The organism is Agrobacterium sp. GD03872 (genome assembly GCF_029840625.1).
In the GTDB taxonomy this organism is placed as follows: domain Bacteria; phylum Pseudomonadota; class Alphaproteobacteria; order Rhizobiales; family Rhizobiaceae; genus Agrobacterium; species Agrobacterium fabrum_A.
Window position 1 is genome coordinate 418,766 of sequence record NZ_JAOCCY010000004.1, and the last position, 16,643, is coordinate 435,408.

Sequence of the window (16,643 nt, forward strand, 5' to 3'; positions counted from 1 at the left end):
CCTTTTACACGTCACGCCTGAAGCAGCGCTCAGGATGCGATTTTATTCTGCTCCTCCGCCTTGTCCTCCATCAGGCATTGCGCCTGCCGGCTTGCCGCAACGAAGGCGGTACGGGCGATTTCTCCCGCCACGTCACCCATCAGCGAGGCGCGGCACAGGCGAAGCGCCTGTTCATGCACCTTGTCGCCGCGCTCCGGCCATTCGTGCTGCAGAAAATCGAAGGCTTCGTAAACGCCGTTGAAAATCCGGGGGGCACCGTTTTCAAGCGATATGGTAACGGGCTTTTCCCACTTAACGTCATTCAGCAACATTGATTGCACTTCCATGCTCTATTAACCGGCGACAAACGTCGGCTCCTCCAGTTGGTTCCCTTCACCTGCGGTTTCAAGGGCGAAAAAATAACCCTCGAGAAACCATGTGCCCCATCTTTCCATTCTAGCCGATTTGCGGAACAAAGCGTTTCAACACTCGTTCAAGCGGAAGTGAACCGGGTCCTTTCATGCCGACAGCAGCCTCCCCCGCCATCGTCTGGTTCCGCAAGGACCTGCGCCTTTCGGACAATCTCGCTTTGCTTGCCGCCGTGGACCATGGCGGTCCTGTCATCCCCGTCTATATCAGGGAAAAATCATGCGGCCGGCTGGGCGGCGCACAGGAATGGTGGCTTCACCATTCGCTCGCTTCGCTTTCCGCCGCGCTGGAAAAAATCGGCGGCCGCCTTCTGCTTTTAAGCGGCGGGGCGGAAGAAACGCTGCGACAACTGATATCCGAAACCGGTGCAGACGCCGTGTTCTGGAACCGCCGTTATGATCCCGCCGGCATGGCCACCGACAAGACACTCAAACGGAAGCTGCGTGATGACGGCCTGACCGTCCGCAGCTTTTCCGGCCAGCTGCTGCATGAGCCATCACGGCTGCAGACGAAATCGGGAGGGCCTTACCGCGTCTATACGCCCTTCTGGCGGGCGCTGGAGGGTGGCGAGGAACCGCATGCGCCGGTGAATGCTCCAGAGAAACTGAAGGCGCCGAAGACATGGCCGAAATCGGAAAATCTCGATGGCTGGAAGCTGCTGCCGGTCAAACCTGATTGGGCGAAGCACTTCCGCGATATCTGGGCTCCCGGCGAAGACGGCGGGCGGGAGAAACTCGATGATTTCATCGATAGCGCTCTGAAAGGCTATGAAGAAGGACGCGATTTCCCGGCGAAGGACGCGACTTCCTTGCTCTCGCCGCATCTCGCCCTGGGTGAAATATCGCCGGCCACCGTCTGGCACGCGACAAAGGGCCTTTCGCCACATGTCGCCTCAAACGATATCAGCCGTTTCCGCAAGGAAATCGTCTGGCGGGAATTCTGCTATCACCTGCTGTTTCATTTCCCTGAGCTGGACGAAAAGAACTGGAACGACGGTTTCGACGCCTTCCGCTGGCGGGACGATGAAAAATCCTTCGGGGCGTGGACCTGCGGCATGACGGGATATCCCATTGTGGATGCCGGCATGCGGCAATTGTGGAAACACGGCACCATGCACAACCGGGTGCGCATGATCGTGGCTTCCTTCCTCATCAAACATCTGCTGATCGACTGGCGGAAGGGCGAAAAATGGTTCCGCGACACGCTTGTCGATGCGGACCCGGCCTCCAACGCCGCCAACTGGCAATGGGTGGCAGGTTCGGGCGCGGATGCCTCGCCATTCTTCCGCATCTTCAATCCCATCCTGCAGGGTGAGAAATTTGACGGCGATGGGGATTATGTGCGCCGTTTTGTGCCGGAGCTCGGAAAGCTTGAGCGGAAATACATTCACAAGCCGTTCGAAGCGCCGAAGGAGGTGCTGAAAAAGGCGGGCATCACGCTTGGCGAAACCTATCCCGAACCGATTGTCGACCATGGAAAAGCGCGGGAAAGAGCGCTTGCCGCCTATGCCGACGTGAAGAAGAACGCATAAAATTGGGTATCGGCAAAATTTTGCGTGGCTAAGCCAAAGCCGGGAAGATAATTTCTTGCCTTGAAGCGGTTGTAACGGGACATAACGGCACCTAATTTCCGCTCAGACAAGAAGGCTCAATCATGACCATTCATCCCTCTGCGCTCAGTGCCATCGGCAACACGCCGCTCATCCGTCTGAAAGCCGCTTCTGAAGCCACGGGGTGCGAAATCCTCGGCAAGGCGGAATTCCTCAATCCCGGCCAGTCGGTGAAGGATCGCGCCGCGCTCTATATCATTCGCGATGCCGAACGGCGCGGGCAGCTTCGCCCGGGCGGAACCATCGTGGAAGGTACGGCAGGCAATACCGGCATCGGCCTGTCGCTGGTCGCCAATGCGCTGGGCTACAGGACGGTCATCGTCATTCCCGAGACGCAGAGCCAGGAAAAGAAGGACGCGCTGAAGCTTCTCGGCGCAAAGCTGGTCGAGGTTCCGGCAGCCCCCTATTCCAACCCGAACAATTACGTGAAGGTCTCCGGCCGGCTGGCAAAACAGCTTGCCGCGACGGATGAAAACGGCGCGGTCTGGGCCAACCAGTTCGATAATATCGCCAATCGGCAGGCCCATATCGAAACCACGGCCCCTGAAATCTGGGACCAGACGGACGGCAAGGTGGATGGCTTCATCTGCTCGGTCGGTTCCGGCGGAACGCTTGCGGGCGTGGCCGACGGCCTGCGCGATTTCAACCCCGACATCAAGATCGGCCTTGCCGATCCCGAGGGTGCGGCTCTCTATGAATTTTACAAGCACGGCGTGCTGAAATCCGAAGGCTCGTCCATCACCGAGGGCATCGGACAGGGGCGGATCACCGCCAATCTGGAAGGTTTTACGCCAGACTTCTCCTATCGCATTTCGGATGCGGAGGCGCTGCCGGTACTGTTCGACCTGGTCACGAAAGAGGGCCTTTGCCTTGGCGGATCCTCCGGTATCAACATTGCCGGCGCAATCCGTCTTGCCCGCGAGCTCGGTCCGGGGCATACCATCGTGACGATACTGTGCGACTACGGCAATCGTTATCAGTCGAAGCTGTTCAACCCGGATTTCCTGCGTTCCAAGGGTCTTCCGGTTCCGCAGTGGCTGGCGACGAAAAGCGAGATTGCGGTTCCGTACGAAACCGTTTGAGGACATGCCGAAATGCCTGTGAATGCCCTGTTCCGTGACGATTTTTATCTTTCCACCGCAGAAGCGATCGTCACGGCGGTGCATGAGGATGGCGGCATTGAGCTGGACCAGACCTGCTTTTATGCGACGTCCGGCGGCCAGCCGGGCGATAGCGGTTTTCTGGAGCGGGCCGATGGTTCTCGCATCGAACTCGGCATCACCAGAAACGGCGCCGACAAGAGCGTGATCGTCCATCTGCCGCTCGAAGGCCAGCCTTCCCCTGATATCGGCGAAAAACTCACCCTGCATGTGGACTGGCCGCGTCGTTACAAGCTGATGCGGATGCACACCGCCTGCCATCTGCTCTCCGTCGTCTGCCAATGGCCGATTACCGGCGCGGCGGTCGGCGAGGACGAATCGCGTGTCGATTTCGACATGTCGGAAACCATCGACAAGGACGAGGTGACGGCAAAGCTGATGGAGCTGGTGAAAGCCAACCATCCCGTCTTCCTGCAATGGATCACCGACGAGGAGCTGCAGGCCAATCCCGGCATCGTCAAATCCAAGAATGTGCGGCCACCGATGGGCCTCGGCCGGGTCAGCCTCGTCTGCATCGGCGAAAATTCCAGCATCGACAGCCAGCCCTGCGGCGGCACCCATGTTTCCGAAACGCAGGAAGTGGGCGATATTCACATTGCCAAGATAGAAAAGAAGGGCAAGGAGAACAGGCGGTTCCGCATTCGTTTCGGCGCGCCTGAAGCTGTTGCCTGAGATCGGGAGAGATATCGTGAGCACGGATAAGAGCCGTTTCGTCGTTTCGGCGGACTGGGTGGAAAAGCAGCTCGGCACGGCCGGGTTTCGTGTCGTTGACGCCTCCTGGTATCTGCCGGCGCACAAGCGCAACGGCGCGGAAGAATTCGCAGCCGGCCATTTGCCCGGTGCGGTATTCTTCGATCAGGACAAGATCGCCGATCATACCACCGGCCTGCCGCATTCCCTGCCCTCGCCGGAATTCTTCGCGGAACAGGCCGGCGCGCTCGGCCTTAGCGATAGCGATACGATTGTGGTCTATGACGGCCCCGGCTTCTTTTCCGCGCCGCGCGTGTGGTGGATGCTGCGGGTGATGGGCGTGCGCAAGGCCTATGTACTGGATGGCGGCTTCGACGGCTGGAAACGCGAAGGCCGGCCGCTTGAAACCGGTACGCCGGAGATCGAACCGGCAACCTTCACGCCTGATTTCAACGAGAAGCGGGTGACCTCGCTTGGCGCCATGCGCGGCATCGTCGACAGCGGCGAAAAACAGATTGCCGATGCCCGTGGCGCCGGACGCTTTACCGGCGACGAGGCCGAGCCGCGTGCCGGCATGCGTTCGGGCCACATGCCCGGCGCGCGCAGCCTGCCCGCGACGGCCTTTTCCGAAAACGGCCACTTCAAGGACCTCACCGCCATCCGCAAGATGGTGACCGATGCCGGTATCGATCTTTCGAAGCCCGTCGTCACCAGTTGCGGCTCGGGCGTCACCGCCGCCGTCATTACGCTGGCGCTGGAATCGCTCGGCCACAAGGATAATTCGCTTTACGACGGCTCATGGTCGGAATGGGGCGGCTTGCAGGATACGCCGGTGGTTACCGGTCCGGCGGATGCAATCCCCACATTGTCGCACGGACCGCTGAAGGCGCATGTGACGCAGCTGGAAATGACCGCACCGCCCAAGGTCAGCCTGCCGATCCCCGTCAACATCCAGACCGCGCTGATGCGGGTCAATAATATTCCCCTGCATTTTTACCGCTATCTCTACTGGCGCGTGGGAAAACGCTGGCACTGGCAAAAGCGCATGCGCATGAGCGATGCCGAGCTTTCCGCCATCCTGCGCGATCCGAAAAACAGCGTCACGGTTCTTTATATGAACGGTGCACCCGCCGGTTTCTTCGAACTGAACAAGGCTAACGACGAGGTGACCGAGCTTTCTTATTTCGGACTGCTCGAAGAGGCGATCGGCGCAGGCGTCGGCAAGTGGTTCCTGTTGCAGGCGCTTTACGCCGCCTGGCAGGATAATCCGCAGCGGGTGACGGTGACCACCAATACGCTCGACCATCCGCGCGCGCTGCAGCTTTACCAGATGATGGGCTTTTCGCCCGTCGGCACCTATGAGGCCTGGGTGGAGCCGCTTGCCGATACCGAGCTTCTGGAGATATCGCTGCGTAACTGAGGGTCAACCGACCGGGAGCAACGAAGGCCATTCTCCGATAGGGAGCCTGCACAGAAAACCGCTGTGCAATGTTGGTGGGGATACCCTCAACGACTGAGCACGCGCGCTCAATCAGCGTCCGGCAATCTGGCTTCAGATTTCCCGTTCCAGATTGACGGCAGCCGTCGGGATTTGCCCGCCGGCGGCGCCCTTGTCTTCCGTAACGGTGTTCAGCAGGTGATCGGCAATCAGCTCCGCCTGGAACTTGCCGAGTTCGTAGCAATAGGTGATCTCGCGCTTTTCCGCCGACCAGTAGACATCGGGACGGCCGCAGGATTTGGCCGTCAGCCTGACATCGCCCTTCAGGGCATAAGCGTTAAAACTGCGGCTGATGAGATCGAGGACCTTCGATTCTCTGACCATGATGGCATAGGGTTCAAGTTCAGGATCGCGCGGCGGCACGTAGCTGATGGTGAATTTGGACGACGCCTGGCTGCGATAGGGAGCGAGAAATTTCTCCCAGGCCGAAGCAACGCCCGGATAGGCGGCGGCGCATTTGTCGAACTCGGCATTGGCGAGCCCCATCATGGCGGCCAGATCGCCATAACCGTCCTTGTCGCGGCCGACCATCAGGCAGGCCATGTTGCGGTCACGGCTCCTGTCGGGCACGAGCGCGGAAAAGATTGGCGCCTCGTGTTCCGGCAAGGTCTCCGCCTCACGCGCCAGATACCAGCTGTCGGTGGCGTTGACGAGCGCGGTGTCGAGCCATTCTTCGTTCGCCTGGAGGATGAGCGTACCCGCCAGCTGATCCGCCGGCGCCTGGACACTTGCCGTATCCGCCGTCCCGAAATCCGAGATCAGCATGCGTGCGCCTTCGTGATAAAGCGAGAAGATCGCGTTGCCGATAACGAAATTGACGGCCTGCTGAAGCTGATCGTCGGACAGGCCGTCGAGACCGGAGGCGACCTGCGCCTCGGCCTCCATCGGAGCCGTCAACGAAACGAAAGCCAGCGGAACGGCGGCCAGAAAACGACGGAACATAAAATCAGACCTTCCGGAAACGAGGAGCGTCACTGATTCCCGAAGCTAACGAGTCACGCAATGGGCTGGTTGCATCGCCTGTCAAGAATCGGGTGGATAGTGATCTGTTTCGGGATCATAGCTGCAAAGAAGCAACGCCGATCCGAGCTTCAGGAAGTCCGCCATGGGCGGCACCCTGTGGAGAGCGCGGATATTGGCCATGTGCGTGCACGCCCGCCTGCAACAATTGTTATCAGTGCCGTATCGATACAGCATAATCGGCAATTGCCTGCAATTTTAACTGAAGAACTAAACGGCTCTCAAGCTTTCCGCGTCATGATGCAGGCATCGGAAACAATTTATTTGAGCAGCAAAATGACAAACAACCTCAATATGGCGACCCGCAGCGCACCCCGCAGCAAGACGAGGATCTTCGCGACCGTGCATTATTTCAGCCAGTCGACCAGAGGCCGTGTGGTCGATCTTTCCGCCACCGGAATGGCGCTCGAACTGGACGGGCCTTTCGCCGCCGCCAAGGGCAGCCGGGTCAAGGTGCAGAGCGAGGATCTGGGCTTCATCGAAGGTGTCGTGCAATGGCAGCACCAGAACCGCCTCGGCCTGCAGCTGAAGCTTTCCACCAACACGCTGGCGCAGCTTTCCTCCTATTTCCGCTTCTTCCACGAAGAAGTGAAACCGACGCTTGCCCGCTGATCCGCGGGTCAGGAATGCGCAGGACCAAAGACGCACATTCTCCGATACGGTGGCACGCCCCCCGCGCCTTCAAATGACAAAAAATTTATCAAACGGTTGAAAACAGGCCCGTCCGTCACGGGCCTGTCATTTAGATGATGGACTCCTCGGCGATTGCTTCTACCTTGTCGTTTTCCATGACAGAGCAAGCTTCATCCGAAGGAGTTCCCATGTCGTCGCTTCTCGCTCTCCACCCCATTACCCGTCGTTCGCTTCTCGGCGGCATTGCGGCCTCCTCGGCGCTGGTGATGCTGCACCCTTTTGCTGCGCGTGCGGCGGCCAACCAGGCGCATCTGCGCATCATGGAAACGACTGACATCCATGTTCATGTCTTTCCCTATGATTATTACGCCGACAAGCCGAACGACACGATGGGGCTTTCGCGCACGGCATCGATCATCGACACCATCCGCGCCGAGGCGGGAAATTCGATGCTGGTGGACAATGGCGACTTCCTGCAGGGTAACCCGCTCGGCGACTATATCGCCTATGAGCGCGGCATGAAGGCGGGCGACAAGCATCCCGTCATCAACGCCATGAACGTGCTGGGTTACGATTGCGGCACGCTCGGCAACCACGAATTCAACTACGGTCTCGACTATATGTCGAACACGCTGGCGGGCGCCGGTTTCCCTTACGTCTGCGCCAATCTCACCAAGGGCCAGCTTGCTTCCGATCCGAAAAACGACGAGCTGTTCTTCAAGCCCTATGTCATTCTGGAAAAGCAGATCCGCGACGGCGGCGGCGTGACGAGCCCGGTCAAGGTCGGCATCATCGGCTTCGTGCCGCCGCAGATCATGATGTGGGATTCCAAGAACCTCGAGGGCAAGGCGCAGACGCGCGACATCGTCGAGGCGGCGAAAGCCTGGGTGCCTGTGATGAAGGAGGAAGGCGCCGATATCGTCATCGCCCTTTCCCATTCCGGTATCGACGGCAAGGGCCAGACCGAGCGCATGGAAAACGCCTCGCTTTATCTGGCTGCCGTCGAAGGCATCGACGCGATCTTCACCGGCCACCAGCATCTCGTCTTCCCCGGTCCGAAGACCTGGGACGGCATCGAGGGCGCGGATGCGGTCAAGGGCACGCTGATGGGCAAGCCGGCGGTGATGGCGGGTTTCTGGGGCTCGCATATGGGCCTCATCGACCTGCTGCTCGAAAAGGACGGCAAGAGCTGGAAGATCGTTGACTTCACCTCCGAAGCCCGGCCGATCTACCACCGCGATGACAGTCGCAAGATCGTTGCGGATTACACCGACAAGGCAGAGGTTCTCGCCGCCGCCAAGGCCGATCACGAGGCAGCCCTTGCCTATGTGCGCCGTCCCGTCGGCAAGACCTCCGCGCCGCTCTATTCCTATTTCGCGCTGGTGGCCGACGATCCTTCCGTGCAGATCGTCTCCAATGCCCAGACCTGGTACATCAAGGACATGCTGAAGGACGGGCAATACAAGGATCTGCCGGTGCTTTCAGCGGCAGCGCCCTTCAAGTCCGGCGGCCGCGGCGGCGCGGATTATTATACCGATGTCCCCGCCGGTGATATCGCCATCAAGAATGTCGCCGATCTCTATCTTTATCCCAATACGGTGCAGGCGGTGCTGGTCAACGGCGCGCAGGTGAAGAACTGGCTGGAAATGTCGGCCGGCATGTTCAACACAGTCGAGGCCGGCGCGAAGGATGCGCCGCTGCTGAATGCGGATTTCCCGTCCTATAATTTCGATGTCATCGACGGTGTCACCTACCAGATCGATATTTCCAAGCCGGCGAAATTCGACAAGGATGGCAAGGCGGTCAACCCGGACAGCAACCGCATCGTCAACCTTCAGTTCAACGGCAAACCGATCGATCCCGAGCAGAAATTCGTGGTGGCCACCAATAATTACCGCGCCGGCGGCGGCGGCAAGTTCCCCGACATCGCTGCAGACAAGGTGATCTTCGTGGCGCCCGATACCAATCGCGACGTGATCGTGCGCTATATCATCGATCAGGGCACCATCAACCCGTCCGCGGACGCCAACTGGTCTTTCGCGCCGGTGGCCAATACCACCGCTGTCTTCGAAACCGGCCCCAAGGGCCGCCACTATGCGGCTGATATCAAGGGCGCAAAGATCGAGGATGCCGGCGACGGCGCGGAAGGTTTCGCAAAGTTCCGTCTGGTTCTTTGAGGGTTGCGGCCTTTCGGTTGTTGGCGGCAGGGTGAAACTCTGCCGTCATCCCTGGGCTTGTCCCAAGGATCCAGCCACGTCAACGAAATTGATCCGTAGCAGACCCTCGGAACAGGCCCGGGGATGATGCCGAGTTTGATGGAGACTATCGGCAATACCGAGGACTATCCCCTCAATCGCGTCCACCGAGCGCTCGCAGCAGAAGCGGCAGTTCCAATGGCGGTTTCTGCTCGATACGCCGGTAATCGCTGCCGTCCCGATTGCGGCGTATAAGCCTCAGGCCGACCATGTCGCGCCTCAGTATCGCCGCGTCGCCAAACAGATGCAGGCCATCCAGAAAGCTGCTGAATTCCCGCTCGGAGAAGCTCCGCCCAGCCGGTATTTTCGACCAAAGATACCAGAGGCACAGTTCCTGCTGGGAGCGGCGGGCGGGCCATTGCGTCAGCCGGCCGGCGGCATCGAAAAGCCGCGCGGTCTTCAGCACCCTGCCCTCTCTGGCGACAGGCGCCGCTTGCGGTAACGGTGGGTCGCTTTCAGTGGATGGGATGCGCGACTGACGCAGATGCTGGAAATTCCGGAACCCTGCGGCCCGGCTGAGAAGATTGAGCATCTCCACATGGCTCGGCTGGCGGTCCAGCCTGCCGATCTGTTCGCGCAGCGATTTGGCAAAGGTCGACAGGTCGGCGATATCAATGGACAGGATTGAACGTGGCATGACTTATCCTCACGTGCCATTCCGAAAGGGTGTCGCTGACCGCCGGCTTCCGACAAGGCACGGGATAAGTGCTGTCAAGTTTTCAAATGCAGGTTTAGCTTCCCTCGCGGGACGGCGGTGCCTCGGTGAACTGCTGACCGTGTTTCCTGTATAGGCAGGCCGTTCGCCGCCGTCAATTGGCCGCGCCTAAGGCGAAGCACCGAGGCTGCCGCGTGTTTCTTCTCCCCGGCGGAGAGAAGAAGCAAGTGGCATGCGCTTGGTCCACATGCAATTCGCATTGCTCCAACCTATGTCACTCAGCGGCGACAGGAATATCCCTTCGCTTGTTCGCTTCCAGCATCCCGTTGAAATCCTTGTGGTTCGGACAGGCCGACAGGCGCTGCTGAAATGCTTCGGCGAGCCATTGGCCGGCGGGGCCAGCGGGCGAATCGACACGCCGCAGTGCAAAGAGCGGATATTCACCCTGCTCATAGGCCTCGAGATCGAGCGCTCTCAGGCTGCCATTGGCGAGGTCGTTGCGGACGATCGAGGCGGGCAGACCGCCCCAGCCCAGACCGCCCTTGATAAGCTGGTATTTCGTGGCGATGTCGCTGACCCGCCATGTCTTGTAGGAGAGGACATTAAAATCGCGTCCCTTGGTCAGGCCCGAGGCGTCAGTCACGACAAGCTGAACCTCCTCACGCACGTCCGCAAGTACCAGCGGCCGCTCGATCTGCGCCAGCGGGTGATCGGACGCTGCGACCGGCAGCATGAAGGAATGGCCGACCTTTTCAAACACGAGTTCATCATCCTGGCGCAATATGGCCCCGCCGATGCCGATACCCGCCTTTCGCGAGAGCACCATATCCATGACCATGCCGAGTTCGCCGACATTCAGGCTGAGCGTGACGGTTGGGAATTGCTGGCGAAAATCCCGCAGCACGGCCACGACGGCCTCCGCCGGCACCATGGTGCTGATGGCGACCGAGAGTTCCGCCTCAAGCCCCTGCTTCAGCCCCTTGGCGCGGGCGCGCATCTCCTGCAGGCCGGCGACGATGCGCCTTGCATCCTCCAGCATGGCGCGGCCTTCATCCGTCAGTTTCGGCTGGCGCACGCCGCTGCGCTCGAACAGCGTGACTTCAAGCTGCGCCTCGAGATTGGCGATGGTGTAGCTGACCACCGACTGGGCACGGTTGAGCGCCCGCGACGCGGCGGAAAAACTGCCGGTCTCGGCAACCGTCAAAAACACCTGCAATTGGTCGAGCGTCGGGTTCGCGTCCATGTTCCATCCATTTCATCGATAGATTACTTCCACATTATCACAGTTTTCTTGATGGCAGTAATTTTTCATATAGAGCGCAAAGGAAGGGCATCGTGCTCTCCCGCCCTCCCAAGGCGCCCGTCAATTCATCGCTTATGCAAGGAAAGACCATGTCCAACATTCTTCTCATCACCTCCAGCCCGCGTGGCGACGAATCGGTTTCCAACAAGTTTTCGGGTGAGCTCGCGAACAAGCTGAAGGCCAAATCGGCTTCCAATACCCTCGTCCACCGCGATCTCGCTGCCGATCCGATCCCGCATCTCGACACTGTCAAGACGGCTGCCATCCGCAAGCCGGCTGACCAGCGCACCGCCGAAGAAGCGGTTGCCGCCGAATATTCCGACAAGCTCGTTACCGAGCTTCTGGCCGCCGATACGGTCGTCATCGGCACCGGCCTCATCAACTTCAACATCTATTCCGGCCTGAAGTCGTGGATCGACAACGTCGCCCGCGCCGGCCAGACCTTCAAATACACCGAAACCGGCCCGGTCGGCCTTGCCACCGGCAAGAAGGTCTACATCGTGCTGGCCGCCGCCGGCGTTTATTCCGAAGGCCCTGCCGTATCGATGAACCACGCCGTTCCCTACCTGAAGACCGTTCTCGGTTTCATGGGCATGACGGATGTGGAAGTGATCTATGTCGAAGGCCTGGCATTCGGTCCGGAAGCGGTTGAAAAGGCCGTTGCCGCCGCCGAAGCCAAGGTTGCCGAGCTGGCGCTGGCCGCCTGAGGCACCTCGCATGAAGGGGATGCCGGCGGGATGGCCGGTATCAGCCGACCCACATTCCGTAACGGCCGTGGACCTGGTCCCGGCCGTTATTTTTTGCCGCATAGAGCCGCGAGTCGGCTTCCGACAGAAGTTCAAGAAATACCCTCCCGTCCTCCAGGCCGGTGGCGACACCGATGCTGACGGTCAGCGGCGTTCCGTCCGGCCGGCGCAAACCCGTCAGCACGGCGGCACGCAGACCTGCGGAAAAGACAAGCGCTGACTCGTGTGTCATTGCCGGAAGCAGGGCCACGAATTCCTCGCCGCCGAAACGATAGAGATGCCCGTGCGGCTGCACCGACCGCTTGAGGACGGCGGCAAACTCCCGAAGGATTTCATCGCCCTGCAGATGGCCGAACGTATCGTTGACGGTCTTGAAATGGTCGATATCGACGATAAGCACGCTGACTGCCCGTCTCCTTTCGGCACAGTCGAGCACGATGGAGGGGGCATCGAGCTCCATGCGGGCGCGGTCCGAAACACCCGTCAGCATGTCGCGTCCGGAGCGGGATAACAGCTCTTCGTAACGTTCCCGGAAAGTCAGGTCGTTGAAGACATCGGCAATGCTGCGGCGTGTCAGAAAACGGCCCTTTGCCGATGTCAGCCAGAGATAGATGGCAAAGAGCAGCGAATAGATCGCGACGGCCGCCATCTTTGCTTTCCAGCCATCGTAAAACACATCGACCGGGGCATTGAACAGCAGTCGCAGCGCACCGTAAAAGCCCGCCTGATCAAGGCTGAGGACGACGACGCCGCAGATTGCGAAGCGCAGCACGATATGGCGCTGCAGATATCGCCCGAGCTTTTCGTAAAACAGGATGATGGCGATGGCGTCGATGTAAAGCAGGCTGGTTCCCCAGACCATCAGCATACCCATCTCGTCGAGAAAGCCGACGCTGGCCGACTGTCCGGGAACGATCGCCACCGTCTGATGAAAATGGATGATCTGCGCCATGATGACGGTCAATATATTGCCGAGAAACAGGCCGTAGATCGGCTGGCGCACCACCGCGGCATCCTCGCGCATATAAAGCATGAGGATCATCATCAGTTTGCCGGCGAAAAGGATGGAGGAGCCGGGCGAGGCCGCGCCGAAGGGCAGCTGCACATAAAAGACGGCCGCCAGATAGGTTTCCATGAAATGCATGACACCCAGCGCGGTGAGAAAAACACCGATGCCGAGAATATGCCGATAATGAAGGAATGCCGTCATTACCGAAAAATAGACGATGGCCTCCGTCAGAAAGAGGGCCAGATTTGCCCATTGCATCGGCACATGCCCTATCGATCCATATCGCGCGGGTTGATTGGCGCGACTCCATGCCCTCTAGAGACGATAGGCCGAAGCAACCAACGGAATCTTAATATCCGCAGCAAGAAAACGTCATCATTTTCCTGGGAAAAGCGATGCACCGTTCTGGTCGATGATGAGCTTCGCCTTGCGGATCGTGAATTCCACCGCATCGTCCAGGCTGGTGAAGACATCGGCGCGCACGAATTCATGCACCAGAACTTCCTCGCCAGCCTTTTTCTCGATACGGCCCGCCAGGCGGAACTGGCCGCCCTCCTTGATTGGTGTCGCATAGATCAGATAGTCGCCATGCGCATGCGGCTCCGCCTGGGCGACCTTCTGCGGCGCGTCGGCGGATGGCTGGCCGGAGCCGAAGGCCGAGAGGATTTTGGAAAAAAACGATGCCATGGCTTTCACTCCCTCAATCTGGTCACGTTTGAAGGGCGGAGGTGAGCCGCCCTTCCCCGTCTTTAACGTCCCGATCAGATGATCAGGTTCGACAGGATGTCATTTTCGGTGATGTCCTCATAACCGAGACCCGCAGCCTCGAAGCGTTCCAGCAGGCCGGCGAAATTCTCCTTGGCGCTGGTTTCGATGCCGATCAGGATCGAGCCGAAATTGCGGGCCGATTTCTTCAGATATTCGAAACGGGCGATATCGTCGTCAGGGCCGAGCAGGTTGAGGAAATCGCGCAGCGCGCCGGGGCGCTGCGGCAGGCGCAGGATGAAGTATTTCTTCACGCCGGTGTAACGCATGGCGCGTTCCTTCACATCCGGCAGGCGCTCGAAATCGAAATTGCCGCCGGAGACCACGGCGATCACCGTCTTGCCTTCCAGCCGCTCGCGGCCGAGCTTTTCCAGCGCGGCAATCGCCAGCGCGCCCGCCGGCTCCAGCACCACGCCTTCGAGGTTCAGCATCTCGATGATCGTCACGCAGATGGCGTTTTCCGGGATGAGCATGACCTGATCGGCCGGGAAATCCTTCAGCGCCTTGAAGTTCAGGTCGCCGATGCGGGCGACGGCGGCGCCGTCGACGAAATTGTCGACCTTGGTGAGCGTTACCGGCTCGCCGCGTTCGAGGCTTTTCTTCAGGCTCGGCGCGCCTTCCGGCTCGCAGAACACGAAGTTTTCCTTCTTCACCGTGCCGGCCAGAAAGCCTGAAAGACCAGCAGAAAGGCCGCCGCCACCGACGGGCATGACGACGATATCAGGCTTCGTGCCTTCCGGAAGCTGGTCCATGATCTCGGCGGCGACCGTCGCCTGACCTTCGATGATATCCTCATGGTCGAAAGGCGGCACCATGTAACCGTCATTATCCTGCACATGCTGGCGCGCAGCGGCGTAACACTGGTCGAATATATCGCCCACCAGGCGGATGCTGATGAATTCGCCGCCGAAGATGCGGGTCTTTTCGATCTTCTGCTGCGGTGTCGTCACCGGCATGAAAACAACGCCGTGAACGCCGAAATGGCGGCAGGCGAAAGCAAAGCCCTGCGCATGGTTGCCGGCCGAAGCACAGACGAAAACCTTGCCCTTGCCGGCCTTGGCCACCGCCTTGCGCAGGAAGTTGAATGCGCCTCTAATCTTGTAGGAACGAACCGGGGACAGATCCTCACGCTTCAGCCAAATCGACGCGCCATAGCGACGGCTGAGATGTTCATTCAACTGCAACGGCGTTTCCGGGAATATCTCCCGCACTTCCCGCCGCGCTGCTTCCACAAGCTGCTTGTCCACGATAGTCAATCCATTGAAATTCATAATGGCACCCGCTATGCCATAGGAAGGCGTCGGAGACAAAGACTCATTTCAGCGCGGCCACGAACTACGGGTTTCATTTCTTGAACAGCAACCTTCTGCGCTCGGTCATCTATGTGGCGTCCATCTTCGGGCTTTACATGGCGACGGCCATGTTTCTACCGGCGCTCACCGATCTTTATTACGGTAATGACGACTGGATGGTGTTTGCGCTGTCCGGTTTCATGTGCGGCGGCTTTGCGCTCGCCTGTGCGCTGGCGACGCGCGGGCCGATTGCGGCCTTCAACAAACGTTTCGGCTTTCTGCTCGTCAATATTCTCTGGCTGGTCTTTTCCATCGTCGGCGCCGTGCCGCTTTATCTGTCCGAACTCAACCTGACGCCTGCCCAGGCCCTTTTCGAATCCATTTCCGCCATCACGACGACGGGATCGACCGTCATTGCCGGCCTCGACAATGCGCCGCAGGGCATCCTTCTCTGGCGTTCGCTGCTATGCTGGCTGGGCGGTATCGGTATCGTGGCACTCGGCCTCTTCATCCTGCCGCTCCTGCGCGTCGGCGGCATGACCTTTTTCCGCATGGAATCGTCCGATACCGGCAACGACAGGCCTTTCGCCCGTCTGGCGAGCTTTACCCGGGCTTTCGTGGCCATTTACATCATCATGACGCTCGCCTGTACGGTCGCTTACGATTTTGCCGGCATGTCGCATTTCGATGCGCTGAACCATGCCATGTCAACGGTCGCGACCGGTGGTTTCTCCACCCATGACGCCTCTTTCGCCTATTTCAACAATACCGCCCTGCTGTGGATCGCCACCGTCTTCCTGATCTTCGGCAGCCTGCCTTTTTCGGTCATGATCCTGCTTGCGGTACGTCGCCGACTGGAGACACTGCGCGATCCGCAGATCGCCGTCTTCCTGGGCTATCTCTGCGCAATTTCCATCGCCGTCGGTGTCTATCATCACCTGAGGAACGGCGTACCGCTGGATGATGCGCTCAGCCACTCCTTCTTTAACATGACCTCCATCCTCTCGACCGGCGGTTTCGCCAGTGACGACTACACGCTCTGGGGGCCTTTCGTCGTCGTTGTCGCTTTCTTCGCGACCTTCATGGGCGGCTGTTCCGGCTCGACGGCGGGCGGCATCAAGGCCTATCGTTTTCTCATCATGTTCAATGTGGTGCGCGCCGGGCTGAAGAAGCTGATCTATCCGAATGCTGTCTATTCGGTGCGTTATGGCCAGCAGGTGGTCGATCCCGATACGATCCGCACGGTCTTCCTGTTTGTCAGCTGTTTCATCGCCCTGTGGATCGCCGGCAGCCTCGCCATGAGCATGATGGGTTATGATTTACTCACCGCCACCTCGGCCGTGGCGACCTCGCTCGCCAATGTCGGTCCCGGCATCGGTCCGATCATCGGTCCGGCGGGCAATTTCTCCACCATCAGCGACCCCGCGCTTTATGTCCTGTCGGTGATGATGCTGCTCGGGCGTCTGGAAATCCTGACGGTGCTCGTGCTGCTGATGCCGATTTTCTGGAAGAGCTGAGATCGCCGCATCCCGGCAAATAAAGAGCTTGACCTTCCCACGTTGGAATAGCCCAGGCTCCATGCTGTTAGAATTCCAAACCA

The 16,643-nt window shown here is 59.5% G+C and carries 15 protein-coding genes; 8 read left to right on the top strand and 7 right to left on the bottom strand.

Going from position 1 to position 16,643, the window contains the following annotated elements:
* Positions 1-29 precede the first annotated feature (29 nt).
* The gene (locus N5D22_RS13110; protein ID WP_279655385.1) at positions 30-311 is read right to left on the bottom strand and encodes a DUF982 domain-containing protein; all 282 of its coding nucleotides are present in this window, start codon (positions 309-311) and stop codon (positions 30-32) included.
* A 188-nt stretch (positions 312-499) separates the two neighbouring features.
* On the opposite strand from N5D22_RS13110, the gene N5D22_RS13115 reads away from it, so the two are divergent.
* The 4 genes from N5D22_RS13115 (at position 500) to sseA (ending at position 5,287) form a co-directional block, all read left to right on the top strand.
* Complete coding sequence (locus N5D22_RS13115) at positions 500-1,939, top strand: deoxyribodipyrimidine photo-lyase (protein WP_279655386.1); 1,440 nt, start codon at positions 500-502, stop codon at positions 1,937-1,939.
* A 122-nt stretch (positions 1,940-2,061) separates the two neighbouring features.
* Entirely contained in the window at positions 2,062-3,099 is a 1,038-nt protein-coding gene (locus N5D22_RS13120) for a cysteine synthase A (RefSeq protein ID WP_279655387.1), read from the top strand.
* 12 nt (positions 3,100-3,111) lie between these two features.
* The gene (locus N5D22_RS13125; protein ID WP_279655388.1) at positions 3,112-3,849 is read left to right on the top strand and encodes an alanyl-tRNA editing protein; all 738 of its coding nucleotides are present in this window, start codon (positions 3,112-3,114) and stop codon (positions 3,847-3,849) included.
* Positions 3,850-3,865: 16 nt separating this feature from the next.
* On the top strand, positions 3,866-5,287 hold the full coding sequence (sseA, locus tag N5D22_RS13130; protein WP_279655389.1) for a 3-mercaptopyruvate sulfurtransferase: 1,422 nt from the start codon (positions 3,866-3,868) through the stop codon (positions 5,285-5,287).
* 132 nt (positions 5,288-5,419) lie between these two features.
* On the opposite strand, the gene N5D22_RS13135 is transcribed toward sseA, so the two are convergent.
* On the bottom strand, positions 5,420-6,307 hold the full coding sequence (locus tag N5D22_RS13135; protein ID WP_279655390.1) for a DUF4344 domain-containing metallopeptidase: 888 nt from the start codon (positions 6,305-6,307) through the stop codon (positions 5,420-5,422).
* Between the two features lie 354 nt (positions 6,308-6,661).
* On the opposite strand from N5D22_RS13135, the gene N5D22_RS13140 reads away from it, so the two are divergent.
* Both N5D22_RS13140 and N5D22_RS13145 read left to right on the top strand, forming a co-directional pair.
* Positions 6,662-6,997, top strand: coding sequence for a PilZ domain-containing protein (locus N5D22_RS13140; RefSeq protein ID WP_065116183.1), 336 nt, complete (start codon positions 6,662-6,664; stop codon positions 6,995-6,997).
* Positions 6,998-7,206: 209 nt separating this feature from the next.
* Entirely contained in the window at positions 7,207-9,195 is a 1,989-nt protein-coding gene (locus N5D22_RS13145) for a bifunctional 2',3'-cyclic-nucleotide 2'-phosphodiesterase/3'-nucleotidase (protein ID WP_279655391.1), read from the top strand.
* 172 nt (positions 9,196-9,367) lie between these two features.
* On the opposite strand, the gene N5D22_RS13150 is transcribed toward N5D22_RS13145, so the two are convergent.
* Complete coding sequence (locus N5D22_RS13150; RefSeq protein WP_279655392.1) at positions 9,368-9,910, bottom strand: DUF2087 domain-containing protein; 543 nt, start codon at positions 9,908-9,910, stop codon at positions 9,368-9,370.
* Between the two features lie 292 nt (positions 9,911-10,202).
* On the bottom strand, positions 10,203-11,171 hold the full coding sequence (locus tag N5D22_RS13155) for a LysR family transcriptional regulator (protein ID WP_279655393.1): 969 nt from the start codon (positions 11,169-11,171) through the stop codon (positions 10,203-10,205).
* Positions 11,172-11,320: 149 nt separating this feature from the next.
* On the opposite strand from N5D22_RS13155, the gene N5D22_RS13160 reads away from it, so the two are divergent.
* Positions 11,321-11,938, top strand: coding sequence for an FMN-dependent NADH-azoreductase (locus N5D22_RS13160; RefSeq protein ID WP_279655394.1), 618 nt, complete (start codon positions 11,321-11,323; stop codon positions 11,936-11,938).
* A 40-nt stretch (positions 11,939-11,978) separates the two neighbouring features.
* Here the strand turns inward: N5D22_RS13160 and N5D22_RS13165 are convergent, their stop codons facing one another.
* From N5D22_RS13165 to ilvA, 3 genes are all read right to left on the bottom strand, one after another.
* Complete coding sequence (locus tag N5D22_RS13165) at positions 11,979-13,244, bottom strand: GGDEF domain-containing protein (protein WP_279655395.1); 1,266 nt, start codon at positions 13,242-13,244, stop codon at positions 11,979-11,981.
* 117 nt (positions 13,245-13,361) lie between these two features.
* Positions 13,362-13,673, bottom strand: coding sequence for an HlyU family transcriptional regulator (locus N5D22_RS13170; protein WP_279655396.1), 312 nt, complete (start codon positions 13,671-13,673; stop codon positions 13,362-13,364).
* A 74-nt stretch (positions 13,674-13,747) separates the two neighbouring features.
* Positions 13,748-15,022 (bottom strand): threonine ammonia-lyase, encoded by a 1,275-nt coding sequence (ilvA, locus tag N5D22_RS13175; protein WP_279655397.1) that lies wholly within the window; start codon positions 15,020-15,022, stop codon positions 13,748-13,750.
* 80 nt (positions 15,023-15,102) lie between these two features.
* Between ilvA and N5D22_RS13180 the strand changes: the two genes are divergently transcribed.
* Positions 15,103-16,560 (top strand): TrkH family potassium uptake protein, encoded by a 1,458-nt coding sequence (locus N5D22_RS13180; RefSeq protein WP_279655398.1) that lies wholly within the window; start codon positions 15,103-15,105, stop codon positions 16,558-16,560.
* Positions 16,561-16,643 lie beyond the last annotated feature (83 nt).

Bases quoted from the DNA above. Each gene is read 5' to 3' on its own strand.
- N5D22_RS13115 (WP_279655386.1), top strand. From the start codon at position 500: ATGCCGACAGCAGCCTCCCCCGCCATCGTCTGGTTCCGCAAGGACCTG.
- ilvA (WP_279655397.1), bottom strand. From the start codon at position 15,022: ATGAATTTCAATGGATTGACTATCGTGGACAAGCAGCTTGTGGAAGCA.
- N5D22_RS13140 (WP_065116183.1), top strand. From the start codon at position 6,662: ATGACAAACAACCTCAATATGGCGACCCGCAGCGCACCCCGCAGCAAG.
- N5D22_RS13135 (WP_279655390.1), bottom strand. From the start codon at position 6,307: ATGTTCCGTCGTTTTCTGGCCGCCGTTCCGCTGGCTTTCGTTTCGTTG.
- N5D22_RS13110 (WP_279655385.1), bottom strand. From the start codon at position 311: ATGTTGCTGAATGACGTTAAGTGGGAAAAGCCCGTTACCATATCGCTT.
- N5D22_RS13150 (WP_279655392.1), bottom strand. From the start codon at position 9,910: ATGCCACGTTCAATCCTGTCCATTGATATCGCCGACCTGTCGACCTTT.
- N5D22_RS13125 (WP_279655388.1), top strand. From the start codon at position 3,112: ATGCCTGTGAATGCCCTGTTCCGTGACGATTTTTATCTTTCCACCGCA.
- N5D22_RS13120 (WP_279655387.1), top strand. From the start codon at position 2,062: ATGACCATTCATCCCTCTGCGCTCAGTGCCATCGGCAACACGCCGCTC.
- N5D22_RS13165 (WP_279655395.1), bottom strand. From the start codon at position 13,244: ATGCAATGGGCAAATCTGGCCCTCTTTCTGACGGAGGCCATCGTCTAT.
- N5D22_RS13160 (WP_279655394.1), top strand. From the start codon at position 11,321: ATGTCCAACATTCTTCTCATCACCTCCAGCCCGCGTGGCGACGAATCG.
- N5D22_RS13155 (WP_279655393.1), bottom strand. From the start codon at position 11,171: ATGGACGCGAACCCGACGCTCGACCAATTGCAGGTGTTTTTGACGGTT.
- N5D22_RS13145 (WP_279655391.1), top strand. From the start codon at position 7,207: ATGTCGTCGCTTCTCGCTCTCCACCCCATTACCCGTCGTTCGCTTCTC.
- N5D22_RS13170 (WP_279655396.1), bottom strand. From the start codon at position 13,673: ATGGCATCGTTTTTTTCCAAAATCCTCTCGGCCTTCGGCTCCGGCCAG.